The 19,864-nt window shown below is 64.9% G+C and carries 17 protein-coding genes; 13 read left to right on the top strand and 4 right to left on the bottom strand.

Translation table 11 applies throughout. From position 1 onward, the window contains the following. Positions 1-11 precede the first annotated feature (11 nt). From ACYQ3G_RS17175 to ACYQ3G_RS17165, 3 genes are all read right to left on the bottom strand, one after another. Positions 12-308, bottom strand: coding sequence for a hypothetical protein (locus ACYQ3G_RS17175; protein WP_459827940.1), 297 nt, complete (start codon positions 306-308; stop codon positions 12-14). Positions 309-383: 75 nt separating this feature from the next. After that, positions 384-911, bottom strand: coding sequence for a hypothetical protein (locus ACYQ3G_RS17170; RefSeq protein ID WP_459827937.1), 528 nt, complete (start codon positions 909-911; stop codon positions 384-386). Positions 912-938: 27 nt separating this feature from the next. Next, positions 939-1,115 carry a hypothetical protein gene (locus ACYQ3G_RS17165; RefSeq protein WP_459827935.1) on the bottom strand — a complete coding sequence of 59 codons (177 nt, stop codon included), beginning with the start codon at positions 1,113-1,115 and terminating at the stop codon, positions 939-941. A gap of 257 nt (positions 1,116-1,372) precedes the next feature. Between ACYQ3G_RS17165 and ACYQ3G_RS17160 the strand changes: the two genes are divergently transcribed. Genes ACYQ3G_RS17160 through ACYQ3G_RS17145 form a run of 4 tightly spaced genes read left to right on the top strand, consistent with a single transcriptional unit; the run spans position 1,373 to position 7,021 of the window. Continuing rightward, entirely contained in the window at positions 1,373-3,400 is a 2,028-nt protein-coding gene (locus tag ACYQ3G_RS17160; RefSeq protein ID WP_459827932.1) for a S16 family serine protease, read from the top strand. After that, positions 3,388-4,857, top strand: coding sequence for a sensor histidine kinase (locus tag ACYQ3G_RS17155; protein ID WP_459827930.1), 1,470 nt, complete (start codon positions 3,388-3,390; stop codon positions 4,855-4,857). Before ACYQ3G_RS17160 ends, ACYQ3G_RS17155 begins: the two co-directional genes overlap by 13 nt. Beyond that, positions 4,854-6,263: a sigma-54-dependent transcriptional regulator gene (locus ACYQ3G_RS17150; protein WP_459827927.1), complete on the top strand. Its 1,410-nt coding sequence runs from the start codon at positions 4,854-4,856 to the stop codon at positions 6,261-6,263. Before ACYQ3G_RS17155 ends, ACYQ3G_RS17150 begins: the two co-directional genes overlap by 4 nt. Then, the gene (locus ACYQ3G_RS17145) at positions 6,260-7,021 is read left to right on the top strand and encodes a hypothetical protein (protein WP_459827924.1); all 762 of its coding nucleotides are present in this window, start codon (positions 6,260-6,262) and stop codon (positions 7,019-7,021) included. The genes ACYQ3G_RS17150 and ACYQ3G_RS17145 overlap by 4 nt, the downstream gene beginning before the upstream one ends. Positions 7,022-7,045: 24 nt before the next feature. Here ACYQ3G_RS17145 and ACYQ3G_RS17140 read toward each other — a convergent pair whose 3' ends face one another. After that, on the bottom strand, positions 7,046-9,313 hold the full coding sequence (locus ACYQ3G_RS17140) for a GGDEF domain-containing protein (RefSeq protein WP_459827922.1): 2,268 nt from the start codon (positions 9,311-9,313) through the stop codon (positions 7,046-7,048). A gap of 249 nt (positions 9,314-9,562) precedes the next feature. Between ACYQ3G_RS17140 and ACYQ3G_RS17135 the strand changes: the two genes are divergently transcribed. From ACYQ3G_RS17135 to ACYQ3G_RS17095, 9 genes are all read left to right on the top strand, one after another. Continuing rightward, positions 9,563-10,258, top strand: a complete 696-nt coding sequence (locus ACYQ3G_RS17135; RefSeq protein WP_459827919.1) for a response regulator transcription factor — start codon at positions 9,563-9,565, stop codon at positions 10,256-10,258. Between the two features lie 7 nt (positions 10,259-10,265). After that, positions 10,266-12,068, top strand: coding sequence for an ATP-binding protein (locus ACYQ3G_RS17130; protein WP_459827916.1), 1,803 nt, complete (start codon positions 10,266-10,268; stop codon positions 12,066-12,068). Positions 12,069-12,070: 2 nt separating this feature from the next. Continuing rightward, positions 12,071-12,832, top strand: coding sequence for a phosphate ABC transporter ATP-binding protein PstB (gene pstB / locus ACYQ3G_RS17125; RefSeq protein WP_459827913.1), 762 nt, complete (start codon positions 12,071-12,073; stop codon positions 12,830-12,832). Between the two features lie 51 nt (positions 12,833-12,883). Further along, entirely contained in the window at positions 12,884-13,552 is a 669-nt protein-coding gene (phoU, locus tag ACYQ3G_RS17120) for a phosphate signaling complex protein PhoU (protein WP_028576551.1), read from the top strand. A gap of 426 nt (positions 13,553-13,978) precedes the next feature. Next, positions 13,979-15,238 carry a tetratricopeptide repeat protein gene (locus tag ACYQ3G_RS17115; protein ID WP_459827909.1) on the top strand — a complete coding sequence of 420 codons (1,260 nt, stop codon included), beginning with the start codon at positions 13,979-13,981 and terminating at the stop codon, positions 15,236-15,238. A 102-nt stretch (positions 15,239-15,340) separates the two neighbouring features. Next, positions 15,341-16,636, top strand: coding sequence for an alpha/beta fold hydrolase family protein (locus ACYQ3G_RS17110; protein WP_459827906.1), 1,296 nt, complete (start codon positions 15,341-15,343; stop codon positions 16,634-16,636). An 8-nt stretch (positions 16,637-16,644) separates the two neighbouring features. Continuing rightward, positions 16,645-17,397, top strand: a complete 753-nt coding sequence (locus tag ACYQ3G_RS17105) for an MlaA family lipoprotein (protein ID WP_459827903.1) — start codon at positions 16,645-16,647, stop codon at positions 17,395-17,397. Between the two features lie 271 nt (positions 17,398-17,668). Continuing rightward, positions 17,669-19,411, top strand: coding sequence for a YeiH family protein (locus tag ACYQ3G_RS17100; RefSeq protein WP_459827900.1), 1,743 nt, complete (start codon positions 17,669-17,671; stop codon positions 19,409-19,411). A 52-nt stretch (positions 19,412-19,463) separates the two neighbouring features. Then, positions 19,464-19,697, top strand: coding sequence for a hypothetical protein (locus ACYQ3G_RS17095; protein WP_028576546.1), 234 nt, complete (start codon positions 19,464-19,466; stop codon positions 19,695-19,697). Positions 19,698-19,864 lie beyond the last annotated feature (167 nt).

The following is a 19,864-nucleotide window of genomic DNA, read 5'->3' as shown; positions in this document are numbered from 1 at the left end:
GTGACGTGGGATCAGGCGTTGAGGACAGGGCGCTGGGCCGGACGCTTGGTGGCTTCCGCGGTCTTGCGCGTATCCTTGCGGATCGCGGAAACGCCCAGGGTCGCCCACAGGTTGCTGGCGAATTCGCCGTGCAGGTAGGACACGGCGAAAACCGTGGCGATGGGTCCTGCCGCCCAGAAAGAACCCTGCGCGAATTGGGCCGCGATGGCGTCGCCGTAAGCGAAAAATCCCGTGTAGAAGGCTGCGGTCAAGGCGCCGAAGACAAGAGTCTTTCCGAGGGGTTTCGATGTCTTTTCAGATGAGGCCATTGTGTTCTCCATGTTGGTTGTATCCGCTTGCAGCGGTTGAGTTGCGTTGGATCGATCCCGTCTTCGGGACGGCCGTCACTTCACCGTGAAAAGCGCCAGACCTGTCTGGCCGAGGACCTGCTCGCCTTCTTCAGGTTCGCTGAGAATGAATTCGATGCGGCCGCAGCTGCGGACGAGCTCGCTCACGGCCTCGTCCACGGTGCCGAACCGCACTTCGTGCTGGACATTCAGATTCTGCCGCTCCGCGGCTTCCCGCCAGTGGCCGGCCGCGTTGTCCGCCAGCTGGCTGAACGACTCCCGCCAGTTCGGGTCTTTCTTGGGCAGGCCGACGCTCAGGAAGAGCAGGTCGCTGCCCATCCGCTCCGCCACGCTCAGGGCGTATTCCCCCAGGTGCGAGGAGAAGGTGCAGCCGTGCCCGATGACCAGAATGCGCCTGCGCCCCGTGCCGCTGTGCCGGATGATGTCCGAGGCGAGCATCTGTTCCCCGGCCTCGGCCAGAGCCACGGCTTCGGTGTAGTCGGCCAGGCGGTCTTCGACGGATTTGGCGCGCCGCAGGCTGGGCGTGCCCGGGTGCAACGTGTTTCGTAACCAGTTTCGAGGCATCTGTTCGCTCCTGCGCGGTTGGTGGGCCTATTTGGCGTGGAGCGTGGGACGCGGGCGCTTTTCGACCTGCTTGACGGCATCGGCCTTGACCGCCGTCTGGCGGCTTTCACCCTTGAGCAGAATCTGGGCTTCCTTGGTCAGGCCCCGTTCGGCAAAGGCATTGGCAGCGTAGGTGTCTTCAATCGTTTCTCGGATGGTGCTCATTTTGCTAACCTCGCGTTAAAAGTGATGCCTGGCCTTAAACAAGGCCCGTGCCAGAAGTTTGTTTTTTTATAACATGCTGAAATCAGGGCTGTAATTTTGAGTGGAAGAATTGCGGGGTTTTGTGCGATGTTGCAAATTACAACGCCGAGAACGTGAAATCTATAACAAGCCCGGTTTGCCGGAGGTGCTGCAGATTGCAGCGGTGTTGCAGATTGCAGCGACGGGACACGACAGGGCGCCAGGCAGGGGATTGACCGATGTTTTTTCGCAAGCAGGAAGTTGAGGCGCCGGCCCAGACCGAGGACCCTACGGGACTTCGGGAAAAATGCCGGCAGGCCGATGTGCCCGAGAACGTGCGGGCGGTGCTGGAGTCAGAGATCGGCCGGATGGAGAAGACCGACTCGTCCGTGGGGGAATACTCCATCGCCCTGAACTACGTGGAAACGATTCTGGCCCTGCCGTGGAGCGCCCTGACCCAGGACAATCTCGACCTGGGGCAGGCGGCGAAGGTCTTCGACGGCAGTCACGCGGGCCTGGGGCAGGTCCGGGAGCGGGTGCTGGAGCACCTGGCTTCCCGCGTGCTGCAGACCAAGCGCCAGGCCTCGCTGCTGGTCGTCGACGACGAGCCCATCGCCCGTTCGAACCTGCGGCACGTGCTCGGCCGCGAGGGCTACGACGTGGACGTCGCGGCCAACGGCGAGGAGGCCCTGGAACTGCTCAGGCGCAAGGAGTTCGACTGCATCGTCACGGACCTGAAGATGGAGCGCATGGACGGCATGCAGCTCCTGGAGGCGGCCAGGGAGGTTGCCCCGGAAGCCAAGTTCATCCTTGTCACGGGCTACGCCACGGTGGACACGGCCGTACGCGCTCTCAAAACCGGGGCCGTGCACTACCTGTCCAAACCCATCGACTTGAGCGAGCTGCGCGAGGCCGTGCGCACGGCCCTGCAGTCCCGCACGCGCCATTACACCAGCCGGGCGCCCATCCTGTGCTTCGTCGGCCCCCCCGGCGTGGGCAAGACGTCCGTGGGTCGGGCCATCGCCGAGGCGTTGGGGCGGCGCTTCTACCGCATGTCCCTGGCCGACCTGCGCGACGAGGCCGAGCTGCGCGGCCACCGGCGGACCTACGTCGGGGCCATGCCCGGCCGCATCCTCCAGGCCCTCAGGGGCGTGGGCGTGCGCAACCCGGTCTTCATGCTCGACGAGATGGACAAGATCGGCCAGGACGTGAAGGGCGACCCGGCCATGGCCATGCTTGAAATCCTCGACCCCGAGCAGAACGCGCGCTACGTGGACCGCTATCTCGAAATCCCCTTCGACCTGTCCGAGGTCCTCTTCATCGCCACGGCCAACGGCGTGGAACGCCTGGCCGGCCCTCTGCTGGACCGGCTGGAGGTCGTGCAGTTCTCGGGCTACTCCGAGGCCGAGAAGATGGACATCGCATCCCGCTTCCTGCTGCCGCGCCAGTTGCGCGAGCACGGCCTGGTCAACCCGTACCCGGACATCCTGCCCGAGGCCCTGGTGCGTATTGTCCGCGAATACACCAACGAGTCCGGCGTGCGCGGCCTGGAGCGCGAGATTGCCCGCCTGTGCCGCAAGCTGGCCCGTCTGCGCCTGGACGGCGGGGTCGAGGCCGTGGCCGCGCCCGTGGGCGCCGAAGGCGCGGCGGTGCTCCTCGGGCCGCCGCGTTTCCGCCACGACGCGGCCGCCGCCGGGGCCATCGTGGGCACGGCCACGGGACTGGTCTGGTCCGAGACGGGGGGCGAGATCATCTTCGTCGAGGCCACGCGCATGACCGGGCCCGGCCAGCTCATCCTGACGGGCTCCCTGGGCGGGGTGCTCAAGGAGTCGGCCCAGATCGCGCTGAGCTTCATCCGCAGCAACGCCGTGGCCCTGGGCGTGGCCGAGGATTTCTTCGAGGGCCACGACATCCACATCCACATCCCGGCCGGCGGGGTGGCCAAGGACGGGCCTTCGGCCGGACTGACCATCGCCGTGGCCTTGGTGTCGCTGCTTACGGGCCGGCCGGCGCGCTCCGACGTGGCCCTGTCCGGCGAGCTGTCCCTGGTGGGCCGGGTGCTGCCGGTCAGCGGGGTGCGCGAGAAGATTCTGGCGGCCCTGCGCGGACGGGCCGCCATGGTCGTCCTGCCCGCGGCCAACGCGGCCGATGTGGAGGCCCTGCGCGAGAGCGTCGGGGAGCTGCCGCCGGTCACGCTGGTCGAGCGGGTGGAGCAGGCCCTGGCCGTGGTCCTGGACGACAAGGGAGGTGGCGCATGTACGGACTGATTTCCCGCTTCGCCAGCGGCAAGATCCGCCGCATCGTCCTGTTCGGGATGATTCTGAGCATCCTCGGGTTTTCCGTGCTGGGCGGCATCTCCTACAAGTACCTGCTGCAGATCGAGGAAGCCCTGGCCCTGGCCGAGGTCGTGGACGACCTGAGCAGCGACATCCTCGAAATCCGCCGCTACGAGAAGAACTACCTCCTCTACATGGGCGAGGCCGACTACGTGGAGACCTTGCGCTACTGCGACAGCGCCCTGGGCATCATCGACCGCATCGAGAACCCCGAGGGCGGGCTGAGCAGCTCCGACCGCGAGGGGCGTGCGACGCTGTTCGAACTGCGGCAGGACCTGAGCTCCTACAAGGAAACCTTCGCCGGTCTGAAAACGGACGGCAATGCGCACGCCATGGTCCAGTCCTCGACTTCCGACCCGCACCTGCGCGACCAGGGCAAGGACCTCGTGGACCTGGTCCACAGGTTCGTGGCTACGCAGCGGGCCAGGATCCTGGGCATCGTCGCGACCCTCAAGCACCAGCTGGTCCTGGCCATCGCCGCCTTCACTGGCGTGGCGGCCTTCTTTTCCTGGCTCGTGGGGCGGCGCATCTTCGGGGCGCTGGGCGTCATCGAGCGCTCGGCGCGGCAGATCGTGCAGGGCAATTTCGAGGCCCTGCCCCTGCCCGACACCAGCGACGAGACCCGCGGCGTGGTCGAGGCCTTCAACCACATGATCGTCGAACTGGACCGCAGGCAGAGCCAGCTCCTGCAGGAGAAGAAGCTCGCCTCCCTGGGCGTGCTGACCTCGGGCATCGCCCACCAGCTGAACAACCCCTTGAACAACATCTCCACGTCCTGCCAGATTCTGCAGGAGGACCTCGACGCGCCCCAGCCGCCGGATCCCACCCTGACCCGGCACATGCTCGACAACATCTACCAGGAGGTCAGCCGCTCGCGGGACATCGTCAAGGGACTGCTGGAGTTCGCGCGGGAGACGGACTTCAGCCTGAAGGCGACGTCCCTGCACCAGGTCGTGCAGCGGGCCGTGAGCCTGGTGTCGAGCGAGGTGCCGTCGGGCGTGAACATCGTGACCGACATTCCGCCGGACATCGAGCTGCCCCTGGACGGCCAGCGCTTCCAGGAAGTGCTCCTCAACCTGATGATCAACGCCATCCAGGCCATCACGCCGCCCGGCACCATCACCCTATCCGCGCACAAGGACCCGTCCGCACCCCTGGCTGTGCTGCAGATCCGGGACACGGGCGCCGGCATCCCGCGCGAGCACATGGGCCGCATCTTCGACCCGTTCTTCACCCTCAAGGAGACGGGCACGGGCCTCGGCCTGGCCGTGGTCTTCGGCATCATCAAGAAGCACGGCGGGTCCATCGGGGTGGAGAGCGAACCGGGCCGGGGCACGTGTTTCACCGTCCGGCTGCCCCTGGCCGGTGCCGCCGAGGGCGCGCGATGAGCCCGGCGCGCGGGGCCGCGCGGGCCGGGGACGGGGGGGCGGCGGAGCGGGCCGCCAGGATCCTCGTGGTCGACGACGAGGTCATCTCCCGCGACAACCTGGCCCTGGCCCTGGCCCGACAGGGACACGAGACCGTCACGGCCGGGGGTGGGGAGGAGGCGCTGGAGCTTCTGCAGGGCGCCGACTTCGACCTGATCCTGACGGACCTCATGATGGAAGGCATGGATGGCCTGGCCCTGCTGAAGGCGGCCAAGGAGCGGCACCCGGACATCGAGATCGTGGTCATCACCGGCTACCCCACCGTGGACACGGCCGTGGAGGCCATGCGTGCAGGCGCTTACGACTATCTGGCCAAGCCCTACCGCCTCGACGAGGCCCGGCTCCTGGTGCACAAGGCCCTGGAGAAGCGCCGCCTGCGCCTTGAGGTCGCGCGCCTGCGCGAGCAGCTCAAGGATCGGACCCTGCCCGTGCCGCTCTTGGGCGAGGCTCCCTGCATGCGCGAGCTCAAGGGCACCATCGCGCGCATCGCCCCGTCCGACGTGACGGTGCTCATCCTCGGCGAGACGGGCACGGGCAAGGAAGTGGCCGCGCGCATGGTCCACCTCTTCAGCCGCCGCTCCGAGGCGCGCTTCCTGGCCATCAACTGCGGCGCCTTCAACGAGGAGCTGCTGGAGAGCGAGCTGTTCGGGCACGAGCAGGGCGCCTTTTCGGGTGCCACGCGGCAGAAGAAGGGACTGTTCGAGGCCGCCGAGGGGGGCACGCTCTTCCTCGACGAGGTGGGGGAGATGTCGCTGGCCATGCAGGTCAAGCTGCTGCGGGCCGTGCAGGAGAGGACCATCCGCCGCGTCGGCGGCACGGCGGACATCCCCGTGGACGTGCGGCTGGTGGCGGCGACGAACAAGAACCTGCGGACCGAGGTCGAGGCCGGCCGCTTCCGCCAGGACCTCTATTTCCGGCTCAACGTCCTGGTGCTGGACATGCCGCCCCTGGCGCAGCGCCTGGAGGACCTGCCCCTGCTGGCCCACTTCTTCGCCGAGAAGGCGGCCAGGGAGAGCGGGCGGCCCGCGCCGCGCGTCTCGGCCGAAGTGCTCGACATCCTGTCCCGCTACGCCTTTCCGGGCAACGTGCGCGAACTGCAGAACATCATCGAGCGCGCGGCGGTATTCTGCACGGGTGACGAGATTCTGCCGGTGCACCTGTCGCCCGAACTGCTCGAAGCCCCGCGCCATCTGGTCCGGGCCGGCGAGCGCCAGCCCATGACCCTGGAGGAGTGCGAGCGGGAGCAGATCGAGTGGACCCTGGCCCATGTCGACGGCAACCGCACCGTGGCCGCGCGGCTCCTGGGCATCGACCGGGCCTCCCTGTGGCGGAAGATGAAGCGTTTCGGGCTGCAGGCGGACGGATGACCCGGTCCGACGAGGACTGCGTCGGGTTCTGCCGGGACTGCGGGAGGGAGCACGCCCTCCCGGCCGCTCCCGCGATGCCGCACGCCCTGGCCCTCATGGGGGAAATCGAGGAGCGGGGCGGCATCGCGCCGCCTGGCATTGACGATCCGCGCCTTGGCCTCGATTATCTTTTCGGGCCGGCCCGCGGCCAGATGTTCGGGGTGCTGGTCTGCCGGGACGGGAGGGGTAACGAGGTGGTGCTGAAGGCCTTCTCCGGACAGTACAACGGCGTCTGGGAGGTGCCGGGCTGGGTGCAGCCCGTCGTCGATCCGGAGGAGTTCGGGCGCACGATCCGCGACGACGAGCCGCGCATCAAGGCCCTGACCCGGCGCATCGAAGCGCTGCCGCCCGACAGCCCCCTGCGCCGCGATCTCCTGGCCGAACGCCGGGCGCTGTCCGCGGGCCTGATGGAGCGCATTTTCGAGCTCTACCGGCCGGCCAATTTCCGGGGACAGCGGCGGCCCCTGCGCGACGTCTTCCTCGGCCGGGCCATGCCCACGGGCACCGGCGAGTGCTGCGCGCCCAAGCTCCTGCATCACGCCGCCCTGCACGGCCTCGTCCCCCGGGCCCTGGCCGAGTTCTACGTCGGCCGGGAGAACCGGTCGGGCACCCGGAGCCACGGGCGCTTCTTCGCGCCATGCGCGGAAAAATGCCGCCCCATCCTCGGCTTCATGCTCTGCGGCGTCGAGGAACTGCGCTCCGGCGCACCCATGCCCTGAAAAGACGGCCCTATCATAACGACGCTATTGGGCTGCGGTGCACGAGTGTCCGCGCCGGTCGCGGACATAGACGTTGCCAGGCAGGGACTTGGCGTAGCTTTTGACCTGCGCCGCCTTTTCCCCGAGAAGCTGCAGGCTGCACCCCCGGATGTTCTCGCTGCACTCGACGATGCCGATGGACACGGAGACCAAAGGGAAGCGCTGCTCCCTGCCGTCGCGGCCCTTGCCCTGAATCCAGCCGCGTTCGCGGTCCTGCGGGTGGTAGTAGCGGGGGATGAGCCGCCTGAAGCAGCGTACCACGGCCTGGCAGATGCGCTCGGCCCTTTCGGGCGAGACCATGGCCACGAAGTCGTCCCCGCCGATGTGGGCCAGGAAGTCGCCCGTGCTGCCGTGGCGGGCGATGGCCCAGGTCAGGATGCGCCCCAGCAGCAGGATGACCAGGTCGCCGTCCTTGAAGCCGTAGACGTCGTTGAAGACCTTGAAATGGTCCAGATCCGCGTAGAGCATGGCGAAGGGCCTGCCCTTGCGCAGCGTGGCCTCGACTTCCTTCTCCAGGGCGACGTTGCCCGGGATGCCGGTCAGGGGGTTGGTGCCCTTGGCCATCTCGACCTGCACCTGGGCCAGGGTGGTCAGCATCTTCTGCACCGTGACCACGCCGAGGAAATCGCCGCCGCGGGTGACGATGACCTCGTCGTAGGCCTTGAGCATCTCCCTGGTGTTGGCGTTCTTGGCCACGGACTCCACGGGCTCCCGCTCGTCGGCGATCATGGGCTCCGTGTCCATGAGCAGGGACACGGGCTTTTCCGCGTACAGCGCCCGGCCGTAAAGGGTGGCCAGGTGCCGGTCCAGGCTGTACCCCATGACCAGCCCGCGGGGCTGGCCGTCCTCCACGACCACGACGCTCGTCAGGGCGGGGTTGGTGGAGAAGATGCGCTGCACCGACTGCACCGGGGTGCGCGGGCTGACCGTCATGGTCTTTTGGGCCAGCTGGCCGATGGGGATGGAGCAGGACAGCCGGCTGAGCGCGTCCTGTCGCAGGGGGACCAGATCCCTGATGTCCAGGTGCGTCTCGGGCTTGGGGAAATGCGGCCGGCTCAGGAAGTAGCCCTGGCCGTAGTGGACGCCGATCTCGATCAGGGCGCCGGCCTCGCCCTTGGTTTCGATGCCCTCGGCGATGATTTCCGATCCGATGCGTCCCGCCAGGGTGACCATGGTTTCCATCAGGGCCCGGCGCACCGGGTCCTTGTCGATGTCCCGCACCAGGGACATGTCCACCTTGATGTAGTCCGGCTGCAGGGCGGCGATGGTCGAAAGGCCCGAGTAGCCCGTTCCCGCGTCGTCCACCGCGACCTTGAACCCCTGGCTGCGGTAGTGGTCCAGGGTCTTGTGGAACGAGCTGAAGTCCTTGATGGAATGACGCTCGGTGATCTCGAAGACGATGTTTTCGGGTTCGAGGCCGTACGCCTGGATGAGCTCCAGGGTCCTGCCCGGGGCGAAGGTCGGGTCGACCACGGCCCGGGGGTGGATGTTCAGGAACAACCTCTGCCCCGGGGCCAGGGCGCCTACGGTTTCGATGGCCTTGGCGCGGCAGGTCTGTTCCAGGACGAAGAGCTGCCCGGTCTGCTCGGCGAAGTCGAAGAGCAGGGCGGGGGACTCGAACTCCGACCCGCGAGGTCCGCGGGACAGGGCCTCCCATGCCAGAACCGTGCCCTTCTTGAAGTCGTAGATGGGCTGAAAGAGCACATGGATCTGCCCGTTGCGCACGATGGAGCGGAAGACGGAGGACAGCTTGATGGCTTCGAGGTTGACTGCTCCCTGCGTCATCCGTCTGGCGTCCCCGATGGCCTCGTGCAGGGCGCGCTCCTTGTCCGTGAGTGGGGATTCGTGCAGGACCGAGAACCCGACCTCGATGTCGAACTCCCTGCCGAGAGATGAGATGGTGTGCTTGCGCAAGGCGGCCTGCAGGGACATCTTCAGGCTGAACGCCTGGTCCATGAGGCGATCTTCGCCCAGAGGGCAGAGGTTACGCAGCAGCAGCGCCTCGCCGGACCCGATGCGCAGGGCATGCCGGGCGTTCAGCGCCGGGTTGGCCTGGGCGTAGGCATCCAGGGCGGTCACGAGGAGGTTTTCGATTTCTTCGGTGACGTGCGTGCCGTAGAGTTCCCGGCAGAGGGTGAAATCCTTGAGTCGGCAGACGAAGATGCTCAGTGCCCGATGCATGTGCAGGAACCTTCTGATTTCGCGGATGGGCTGGGGCGCTTCAGGCGGGATGGCGGTGTGGGCTTGGAGCATGTCGTTTTCCTCAATGGGCCGGCGCAGCGTGCGGCATGCACGCTGGCGGCGTGTGACTGCCCTCTTGTGCGATATGTGTTTCGGAATTGCGACGAAAGCGTGAAGAAGCGGCGGCAACGTTGTTGAGTCGTCAAATCGGGAATGTTACAGGAATTTCATGCCGCTGTCACAATGCTGTCACGAAAGGTCGGTAACCCGCCAGAGTACGGTCGGCGTCACCCGCGGCCGCTGCGGAAAAAAGGGGGAACAATGGCTCACAAGATCGTCGTCATCGAAGACGAACCGGATATCGCGAACCTGCTGGCCTTTCACCTGAAGTCGGGCGGCTACGACTGCTTCGTGGCCCGCGACGGCAGGAAGGGCCTGCAGCTGGTGCAGAGCGAACGGCCGGACCTGGTCCTGCTGGACCTCATGCTGCCCGGCATGAGCGGCACGGACGTGTGCAAGGCCATCAAGGGCAGCTCCGAATGCGCCCACATACCGATCATCATGCTCACGGCCCGCGGGGACGAGGTCGACCGGATCCTCGGCTTCGAGCTGGGGGCCGACGACTATGTCATCAAGCCCTTCAGCCCGCGGGAGCTGATGCTGCGCATCAAGACGGTCCTGCGCCGCAACGTGCACGTCATGCCCAAGGTCGCCCACTGGCAGCGCGAGGGTTTGGCGGCCGATTTCGAAGCCTTTACCCTTCTGGTGGACGGGGCCGACGCGCATCTCACGCCCACGGAGTTCAACCTTTTCGGTGAATTCGTGCGCAACGAGGGCAAGGTGCTCTCCCGCGAACAGCTCCTGAGCAATGCCTGGGGCTACGAGTTCGAGGGCTATTCGCGCACTGTGGACACCCACGTGCGGCGGCTGCGCAAGAAGCTGGGCCCCTATGCCGACTGGCTGGAGACGGTCCGCGGCATCGGGTACCGCATGAAACGAGAAAACCAGGCCGACTAGGAACGACATGACCACACCAACTCTTTCCCTGCGTCTGCGGCTGCTCCTGGCCTTCGGGATCATTCTGCTGCTGGCCGTGGGGTTGCCGGCGTACCACCTGCACCAGAACCTGGGGCAGACCATCGAGCGTGAGGCCCGGGAGGCCGCGCTGCGCGACCTGCAAACCATCGAATGGACCCTGTCCGGCGTGGCCGAGCGCTCCGAACTGGGCAACGTCCTGCGTGAACTCGCGGCACGCATGGAAATCCGCATCACCTACATCGCCCTGGACGGCGTCGTGCTGTCGGATTCCGGCGTGGCGGCGCAGCAGGTTGGCCTTCTGGAGAACCATGCCGGCCGGCCGGAAGTCCTGCAGGCCCTGAATGGCGAAATCGGCACGAGCCTGCGCTACAGTGACACCCTGAGCCAGGACCTGCTCTATGTCGCCCGCAAGTTCGGCGGGAACGCCGCTGTCCCGGAAGGGATCGTGCGCGTGGCCCGGCCCCAGAGCCAGCTGCGCAAGACGCTGGACCGCCTCTACGGGCGGACGGGCTGGGTCTACGGCTTCAGCGTCCTGCTGGCCTTTGGGCTGGTCTCGCTGACGTCGCGCCAAATTGCGCGTGCCATTTCCAGCGTCGCCCAGGCCGCGGCCGACATCGGGCAGGGCGGGCCAGGCAAGCGCATCCGCTTCTCCCCGAGCACGGAAATGACGCCGCTGGTCAATGCCTTCAACAACATGCTGGAGCGCATCGAGTCCAACATGCAGACCATCGTCAAGCAGAAGATGGAGTCCGAAGCCTTGCTGAACGGCATGAAGGCGGGCCTCATCGTCCTCGACGGCCGGGGACACATCCTGCGGGGCAACTACGCGGCCCAGGAGATCTTTCCCGGTCTCTCGACTTTCGCCGGGCGCAAGCCCATGGAACTCTGTCTCCTGCAGGACCTGCAGGACGCCTGCGACGCCGCCCTGCAGAAACGCAAGGCTGGCGATTTTTCGCAGGGCAACGTCGTGGTCGCACTCCAGAGCGGGAGGAGCTTCGACGTGTCCATCGTGCCCATCAAGGGCGACGCGGAACTCGGTGTCATCATGGTCTTCCACGACATCACCGAGATCCGGCGGGTGGAACAGATCCGCCGCGATTTCGTGGCCAACGTGTCGCACGAGCTGCGTACGCCCCTGACGTCCATCAAGGGATACGCCGAGACGCTCCTGGGCCTGGACAGCTACGATCCGGGCCAGACGCGCACCTTTCTGGAGGTCATCCAGCGCAACGCCAACCACATGAACACCATGCTGGACGAACTGCTGCAGCTCTCCCGCCTGGAGCACGGCAAGCAGCGGGTGGACATGGTTTCCGTGGACCCGGCCTCGGCCCTGTATTCGGCCTGGAAGAGCTGCCATCCCCTGCGCAAGAAGGTCGATTTCGTCAACGACCTCTCCCAGGGCGCACCCGCCGTGCGGGCCAACTTCGAGCAGCTGGTGCAGGTCTTCCGCAACGTGCTGGAGAACGCCCTCAAGTACGTGCCCGACGACACGGCCCGGATCAGGGTCCACGCGGAAGCCTCGGGACGCGAGTTGTCCGTGTTCATCGACGACAACGGCCCCGGCATCCCGGCCGAGGACCAGGGCAGGATTTTCGAACGGTTCTACCGGGTGGAGAAGGACCGCAACAGCTCCATCGGCGGCACGGGCCTGGGCCTGGCCATCTGCCGGCACATCATGGTCAGCCACGGCGGGCGGATCACCGTCCAGAGCCCGGTGCCCGAAACCGGGACCGGCTCCCGCTTCATCATCACCCTCCCCGTCGCGGGGCGGACATCAGAGGAATAGACATGGCAGATACGGTCAAGATTTCGTCCAGAAATCTCAACTTCTACTATTCGGACTTTCACGCGCTGCAGGACATCTCCTTCGACATGTTCGAGCATCAGGCCACGGCCCTAATCGGGCCGTCGGGCTGCGGCAAGTCGACGTTTCTGCGCTGCATCAACCGCATGAACGACCTCATCGCCGGAACGCGCATCGAAGGCGCGCTGGCCATGGACGGGCAGGACCTGAACGACCCGTCCCATGACGTCGTCGTGCTGCGCCGGCGCGTGGGCATGGTCTTCCAGAAGCCCAACCCGTTTCCCAAGAGCATCTATGAGAACGTGGCCTACGGGCTGCGCGTCAACGGAGTCAGGGACCGGGATTTCATCGACGCCCGCGTGGAGGAGAGCCTCAAGCTCGCCGCCCTGTGGGACGAGGTCAAGGACCGCCTGGACCAGTCGGGCCTGAGCCTGTCGGGCGGGCAGCAGCAGCGCCTGTGCATCGCCCGGGCCATGGCCGTGGAGCCCGAGGTGCTGCTCATGGACGAGCCTGCCTCGGCCCTGGACCCCATCGCGACCCAGAAGATCGAGGAGCTCATCCACGAACTCAAGAGCAAGTTCACCATCGTCATCGTGACGCACTCCATGCAGCAGGCCGCCCGCGTCTCGGACAGGACCGCCTTTTTCTACATGGGACGCCTCATCGAGGTCGGCCCCACGGACAAGCTGTTCACCAGGCCGGAGAACAAGCAGACCGAAGACTACATCACCGGGCGTTTCGGTTGATGTGTGCCCCGGTGAAACGGCAATTCGCGAAAATTTCAAAGGAAGTGAAGTATGTATACGCATTTGCATGAAGAGATAGAGACATTGAAGCTGAAGGTCCTGAAGATGGTGGCCCTGACCGAGGACGCCGTCGAGAAGTCCATCAAGGCCTACGTGAACAAGGATCTGTACCTGGCCGAAGAGGTCCAGGACGGGGATGTCGAGGTCAACCGGCTGGAGGTGGAGATCGATGAACTGGGGTTGCGCCTTCTGGCCCTGGAGCAGCCCGTGGCCGGAGATCTGCGCTTCATCCTGGGGTGCATGCGCATCAGCGTCGACCTGGAGCGCATCGCCGACGAGGCGGTCAACATCGCCGAGCGTTCCATCATGCTCAGCTCCCGTCCGGCGCTGCCGTTCCAGGACAACGTCCGCGAGATGGGCGGCAAGGCTCTGGCCATGCTGCGGCACGCGGCCCAGGCCTTCTCCTCGGGCAACGTCGAGGAGGCCCTGGAGGTCTGCAAGCTGGACAACGAGGTCGACGTACTCAACCACAAGAACATGCGCGAGGTCATCGAGTACATGATCCACGACACCCCGGCCATCGAGCGCTCCGTGCACACCATCATCCTCATCCGCCGCATTGAGCGCATCGGGGACCTGGCCACGAACATCGCCGAGTCCGTGGTCTTTATCACCCAGGGCGTGAACATCAAGCACAAGGTCTATTTCGACGAACGCTGATTCCGGCGCTGCGTCGGAGGCACTGCCACTCCCCCGCGGGGATGGCGCGACCAGAGGGCTGGCGCGCCATCCCCGCGGCCTTTTTTGGGGGGCTGTGCGCGCCCTTGCCGGCAGGCTTTTCGCTACGTTCGTGTCGCCATTCCGGGAAAAAGTCCATGCGTCCGCACGGTTGCGTGTGGCGGACGGTGCGTCCTTGATGTGGTGGCCTTTGTGGGCTATCCATGGATACGTTGGCCCACTGCGCGCGCAACGATCTGGGCGTACATGCATCTTGGATTTGAAAGAGGAAATATGTCGCATAAGCTTATCCGCAAAGAAGAGGTCGTCGTTTATGACCAGATGGTTTCAAACTATCTGAAGAACCAGAACGGATCTTTCTTTCTTGTCACAAATGATGAAATGTTCGTTAAGACCGTCCGCGGCGCAATGCGTTTCATCGGGTTCAATTATGATTCCCTCGCCGTGGCGCATGTTTCTGCCGATGTCGTGAGGAAGTGCAGGGATCTGCTGAATGCCTACGCGCAGATAGTGCTCTTCATCGAGTCGAAGATCAGCGGCAAGTCCAACGTCTACGAATTCAAGCGCATCAAGGAGAGCTTCGGGGACAAGGTCAAGATCATCTGCCTGACGCCGGAGGTGTCCGAAGAGCATGTGTCCTTCATCGCGGAGAACGATGTGGACTCGATCATCGTCAAGCCCATCTCCATAAACAACCTCATTCAGAAGATCGCCTTCGCCATCAGGCCGAGCAACAGCTTTTTTGTCGAGGTGGAGCAGATCAAGAAGCTGATCGACCAAGGCCTGTACGAGGAGGCGATGCCGAAGATAGAGTTGCTTCTCAATGAGAAGCCGAGCAGTTCCATCTGCATGATGCTCAAGGGAGACATCTTCAAGAGCAAGATGGATTTCGGCAACGCGGAGCACTACTACAAGGAGGCGTCGAAAGGGTCGCGCCTGAATTTGAAGCCTCTGCAACGGCTGGCCAACCTCTATCTGGAGACTGATGACGCGGAGAAGTATCTTAAATACCTGCTTCTCATGGACAAGATTTCCCCTCTCAACCACGAGCGCAAGATCAGCATCGGCGAGCAGTACAGCAAGAACGGCCAAGAGGAGGCCGCCCAGAAGTACTATCAGGAGGCCCTGGGCATCGTGCGGGCTCAGGCCAACGACATGCTGGCCTCGACGTACATGGAGATCGGCGTGAAGCTGCGCGAGATCAACCCGGAGCAGGGGCTCGCATTCATGCGCCAGGCCCTGGAGAGCAAGGGCAGCGATTTTTCGCGCGCAGACCTGTGGATGGTCAACGAGATGGGCCTGTCCCTGCGCAAGCAGGGCGACTGGCAGGGCGCCGTGGACGCGTACCAGAAGGCCCTGCAGGTCATCCCCGACGAACCGGGGCTCCACTACAACATGGGCATGGCCTATTTCCAGGGCAAGGAGCACCTGAAGGCCGTCAAGCAGTTCGAAAAGGCCGTGGCCGCCAGGCCCGAAATCCTGCAGGAGTCCCCGCTCATCCCGTTCAATATCGGCATGGTCTATCTTCAGATGAAGAGGTTCGAGGATGCGGACCGGTACATGCGGGCCGCCCTGCAAAGCGACCCGGAATTTGAGCAGGCCCGGACAGCCCTTGGAAAAATCCGTTCCACGATCGGGCCCGACGGGACCGCCGCCCGGGAATCCTGAACCTCCGTGCACGGACCCCGCCGGCCAGTCCACTGCCGGACTTGCCTCGCCGCAAGCCCGGGGCTAGAAGACCGCAACCTTTTCCTTACGTGGAGGCCCGGCATGCACCGCGTCGTTCTGTTCTGCCTGCTCATCCTATCCGCGGCGTTTTCCGCGCAGGCCTATGACTATCCGTTCACGAACCCTTACGAGGCCACGGTTTTCGGCACGCTGCCGCAGGACGAGTTCGATCTGGCGTCCGTGCGGCCGGCCGGCCTTTCGGATCTGAACCCCCTGCGGGACCTCGGCGCGGTGCGCGGCAGGGAAATGCTCCTGCATGACCGTCCCGTGCCCGAGATCCTGTGGTACGACGACACCCTGCAGTACACGCTGGCGCAGCAGCGGGGCAACGCGCCTCTGATGTTCATTCTGGCCGGCACCGGCTCCTCCCACGAGTCGGCCACGTGCAGCTTCCTGCAGCGCGTCTTCCACCGGGCCGGTTTCCACGTGGTCACGCTGTCCTCACCGACCTACCCCAACTTCGTGGTCAGCGCCTCGACCACCCAGGTGCCGGGCTACATCCCCTACGATGTGGCCGACCTCTATCAGGCCATGGACGCCATCGCGGCCCAGATGGGGAGGGACAGGATCACGTCCTTCCACCTCGCCGGCTACAGTCTCGGCGGGACTCAGGCGGCCTTCCTGGCCGAACTGGACACCCGCGAGAAGCGCTTCGGCTTTGAAAAGGTGCTGCTGCTGAACCCGGCCGTGAACCTCATGACCTCGGCCATCCGCCTCGATCATCTGCTGTCCGACAACGTGGCCGACCGGGCCGACGCAGCGCGCACCGTGGCCGGGCTGGTGCGCCAGCTTTCCGAGGCGTACCGGTCCAGCGACCAGGTGAATTTCGGCGACGAGTTCCTCTTCGCCCTGCACCGCAACCGCTCCATCTCCGAGAAGGAACTCAAGATCCTCATCGGCGTGGCCTTCCGCCTGTCGCTGGCGTCCATGGTCTTCACCAGCGACACGTGCACGGGCGCGGGGTACATCGTGCCGCGGGGGCACCGGATCGTGAAGGACGAGTCCCTGGCCCCCTATCTCGATTCGGCCGTGGGCGTGAGCTTCGAGGACTACGTTCGGGAGTACCTGCTGCCCTTTCTGCGGTTCCATGACCCGGCGATCACCGCGGAAAAGGCCGTCGCGGCCTGCAGCCTGGAGGCCATTGGCCCGTTTCTGCGCGGCGCCGGCGGCATCGCCGTCATGACCAACGCCGACGACCCCATCCTGACGCCGGAAAACTTCGCCTTCCTGGAGAACACGTTCGGGTCGCGCCTGACCGTCTTTCCCGCCGGCGGCCATTGCGGCAACCTGCGCTTCAGGGACAATGTGGCGGCCATGCTCGATTTCTTCCGCAAATGAGGCGACCCATGCGCGTTCTTCTCCTTCTTCTTCTCGTCCTGGCCTGCGGCTGCGCCACCACTCCGCAGCACCAGCCCGGTCCTTTCCAGGCGCCCGTGCACCGCGGCCTTTCCGAAGACCCGGAGGTCGAGCGGCTCTTTCTGGTCGAGGACCCCTGGGAGGGGTTCAACCGCTCGATGTATCATTTCAATGCCCAGCTGGACCGCTATGTCTATCTGCCGGTGCTTCGCTTCTACGAGGCGGTCCTGCCGGACAGCGTGCAGCAGGGCGTTTCCAATGTGTTCAATAATTTCAAGGAAATACCGATTTTTGTCAACTCGGTCCTGCAGGGCAACCCCAAGAAGGCCTCGGTTTCGCTCGGGCGTTTCGTCTTCAACACGACCATCGGCCTGGGCGGTCTGGTCGATGTGCTGGGCAAGGGCGGCATCCCGCAGGAGAACGAGGATTTCGGGCAGACCCTGGGCGTTTGGGGCGTGTCCTCCGGCCCGTACCTAGTCCTGCCCGTCCTCGGGCCTTCGGGCCTGCGGGACGCCGGGGGCACGGCCTTCGACGCGGTCCTGACCCTCAACCCCGCGAACTTCCTCTTTGACGGCATGGGGTGGGCTGCCCGGGGCACGGCGACCACGGGCGTGTACGGCGTGAAGGCCGTGGACGCCCGGCACCAGGTCAAATTCCGGTATTACGAAACCGGAAGCCCCTTCGAGTACCAACTGGTGCGCTTCGTCTATGCCAAGAAGCGCGAACTCGACATCGCCAAATAGCCTTCCCGGCCGGCCCCGACGGGTCCGTCGTCTGGGCCGGCACCTTCTTCACGCATCCATTTCTGCGCTTCAGATGACAGGTGGCGTGCTAACTTGAGTTTGCAGGTGACAAGTCGTGTTTGCGCTTGTCGAGTGCTCTTTGCTTGTAACGGGCTGAAATTGCAAAGCGGTGCCGGATGCGTTTCGTGGCATGGCTTTTGTTAGCTGACGCTTCGAAAAGGTGCCCCCCAGAGGGGATGTATTTGAAACAAGCAAGGAGGAAGAAACACCCATGGCCCAAGACAGCAACGTCGTCATCGATCACGGCAAGAGCCAGTGGTCGGACTTGTGGAAAAAAGAGGACTACCTGGCCATCTGGCTCGGCTTCATCATCATCGTCGTGAGCATCCTGGCGTACACTACTTTCGGCCCCAAGGCCGAGTTCGCCGAAAAGATCGCCGCCGCCAGCCAGATTCAGGAGGCTGAACTGGCCAAGGCTCCGTTCAAGACCATCGCCTGGCACAAGGCCCAGGACGACAAGGGCAAGCTCAAGGGCACCGGCACCCCCTTCGGCAAGTTCATGACCCACTGGACCACGACTCCGGGTTCCTGGAAGACCAATCCCATGGACGCCTTGATCCGCAGCGAGGCCCAGGCTCAGGCCCTGAACGAGAAGGCCATGCCCAAGTATGAAGAGGCCAAGGCCAAGGCCGAGGCCGCACTGGCCGCTGCCGTGGCCGCCGAGGAAGCCGCCGCCGGCGCGTCCTTCCAGGACAAGGCCCTGAATGATGACGCCTCCGCCAAGATCGGCGAATGGCGTACGGCCCAGAAGGCCGCGGGCGAAGCCAAGTCCAAGGCCGAGAACAAGCCCTACAACTACCTCCCGACCCTGATCGGCCTGTGCGTTTTCCTGGCCGCCATCTTCGGCGTCGGCATCGCCATGATGGGCAAGAGCATGCCCGCCTTCATGCAGGGCTTCACCATCGTCTTCCTGGTGGCCGTGCTGGCCTACATGCTCGGCGGCCAGTCCATCTCCAAGCAGTACGGCTTCGGCGCCGAGGCCTGGGGCGTGGTGCTCGGCATGCTCATCGCCAACACCATCGGTACGCCGAAGTGGGTGCTCCCGGCCTGCGAGGTGGAATTCTTCATCAAGACCGGCCTCGTGCTCCTGGGCGCCGAGGTCCTCTTCAACAAGATCGTGGCCATCGGCATCCCCGGCATCTTCGTGGCCTGGGTCGTGACGCCCATCGTCATCGTCGTGACCTACGCCTTCGGCCAGACCATCCTGAAGATGCCCTCCAAGACCCTCAACATCGTCATCTCCGCGGACATGTCCGTGTGCGGCACCTCCGCGGCCATCGCCACGGCGGCGGCCTGCCGGGCCAAGAAGGAGGAACTGACCCTGTCCATCGGCCTGTCCCTGGTCTTCACCGCCATCATGATGATCGCCATGCCGGCCTTCATCAAGGCTGTGGGCATCCCCGAGATCCTGGGCGGCGCCTGGATGGGCGGCACCATCGACTCCACGGGCGCCGTGGCCGCGGCCGGCGCGTTCCTGGGCCAGAAGGCCATGTACGTGGCCGCGACCATCAAGATGATCCAGAACGTCATGATCGGCGTGACCGCCTTCTGCGTGGCCATCTACTGGGTCACCAAGGTCGAGGCTACCGACTCCGGCCACAGCGTCGGCGCCGGCGAGATCTGGCACCGCTTCCCGAAGTTCGTGCTGGGCTTCATCGGCGCGTCCATCATCTTCTCCATCCTGGACCAGAGCATGGGCAAGGATCTGGGCAATTCCGTCATGGAGTACGGCATCGTGCGCGGCGGGACCAAGCTGCTTCGCGACTGGTTCTTCACCCTGTCCTTCGCGGCCATCGGCCTGTCGACCAACTTCCGTGAGCTGGCCAAGTACTTCAAGGGCGGCAAGCCCCTCATCCTGTACGTCTGCGGCCAGAGCTTCAACCTGGCCCTGACCCTGACCATGGCTTACATCATGTTCTACGTGGTCTTCCCTGAGATCACGGCCAAGATCTAAACATCAATCAGGCAGGGAGGACGCGTCCTCCCTGCCTGTCACAGGATTTGCCATGAACGAGAAAAGCCTGACGGTGCGGCTCAAGAATTTCATCCTGGCCACGGGCACGGCCCTGGCCTTCGTCTACCTCTTCCTGCCCCTGCTGACCAACTCCTGCGGCGTGCTGCACCGCATGTCCGTGTACCTGGACAACAACGGCATCGACCCGACCCGGTACTATTACACCGACGTGGAGCAGGTGAAGGAAGGGGAGGAATACCTGCGCTTCGCCCTCGAAGAGAAATAGCGGGGCCCTCGCCCCGTTCCGGGGGCGGCCCTTTTCAAGCGTCTTGATCGGGAGGCGCTTCCATCCTATTGCAGTCCCGTACGCTTCGATGGAGGGGCGCCGCGACGTCCGGGCGGCCCGCCTCGGCACCCCAATCCCGAAGCCATTTTCCCGCGCTGCGGGCTCCG

Source organism: Desulfomicrobium salsuginis, from assembly GCF_054657795.1.
Note: the sequence above shows the minus strand (reverse complement) of the source record. Positions and strands in the feature narration are given on the sequence as shown.

What these genes read in the sequence shown, in the direction of transcription:
- ACYQ3G_RS17175 (WP_459827940.1), bottom strand. Translation starts at nt 308, where the DNA reads ATGGCCTCATCTGAAAAGACATCGAAACCCCTCGGAAAGACTCTTGTC.
- ACYQ3G_RS17170 (WP_459827937.1), bottom strand. Translation starts at nt 911, where the DNA reads ATGCCTCGAAACTGGTTACGAAACACGTTGCACCCGGGCACGCCCAGC.
- ACYQ3G_RS17165 (WP_459827935.1), bottom strand. Translation starts at nt 1,115, where the DNA reads ATGAGCACCATCCGAGAAACGATTGAAGACACCTACGCTGCCAATGCC.
- ACYQ3G_RS17160 (WP_459827932.1), top strand. Translation starts at nt 1,373, where the DNA reads ATGTTTTTTCGCAAGCAGGAAGTTGAGGCGCCGGCCCAGACCGAGGAC.
- ACYQ3G_RS17155 (WP_459827930.1), top strand. Translation starts at nt 3,388, where the DNA reads ATGTACGGACTGATTTCCCGCTTCGCCAGCGGCAAGATCCGCCGCATC.
- ACYQ3G_RS17150 (WP_459827927.1), top strand. Translation starts at nt 4,854, where the DNA reads ATGAGCCCGGCGCGCGGGGCCGCGCGGGCCGGGGACGGGGGGGCGGCG.
- ACYQ3G_RS17145 (WP_459827924.1), top strand. Translation starts at nt 6,260, where the DNA reads ATGACCCGGTCCGACGAGGACTGCGTCGGGTTCTGCCGGGACTGCGGG.
- ACYQ3G_RS17140 (WP_459827922.1), bottom strand. Translation starts at nt 9,313, where the DNA reads ATGCTCCAAGCCCACACCGCCATCCCGCCTGAAGCGCCCCAGCCCATC.
- ACYQ3G_RS17135 (WP_459827919.1), top strand. Translation starts at nt 9,563, where the DNA reads ATGGCTCACAAGATCGTCGTCATCGAAGACGAACCGGATATCGCGAAC.
- ACYQ3G_RS17130 (WP_459827916.1), top strand. Translation starts at nt 10,266, where the DNA reads ATGACCACACCAACTCTTTCCCTGCGTCTGCGGCTGCTCCTGGCCTTC.
- pstB (WP_459827913.1), top strand. Translation starts at nt 12,071, where the DNA reads ATGGCAGATACGGTCAAGATTTCGTCCAGAAATCTCAACTTCTACTAT.
- phoU (WP_028576551.1), top strand. Translation starts at nt 12,884, where the DNA reads ATGTATACGCATTTGCATGAAGAGATAGAGACATTGAAGCTGAAGGTC.
- ACYQ3G_RS17115 (WP_459827909.1), top strand. Translation starts at nt 13,979, where the DNA reads ATGCGTTTCATCGGGTTCAATTATGATTCCCTCGCCGTGGCGCATGTT.
- ACYQ3G_RS17110 (WP_459827906.1), top strand. Translation starts at nt 15,341, where the DNA reads ATGCACCGCGTCGTTCTGTTCTGCCTGCTCATCCTATCCGCGGCGTTT.
- ACYQ3G_RS17105 (WP_459827903.1), top strand. Translation starts at nt 16,645, where the DNA reads ATGCGCGTTCTTCTCCTTCTTCTTCTCGTCCTGGCCTGCGGCTGCGCC.
- ACYQ3G_RS17100 (WP_459827900.1), top strand. Translation starts at nt 17,669, where the DNA reads ATGGCCCAAGACAGCAACGTCGTCATCGATCACGGCAAGAGCCAGTGG.
- ACYQ3G_RS17095 (WP_028576546.1), top strand. Translation starts at nt 19,464, where the DNA reads ATGAACGAGAAAAGCCTGACGGTGCGGCTCAAGAATTTCATCCTGGCC.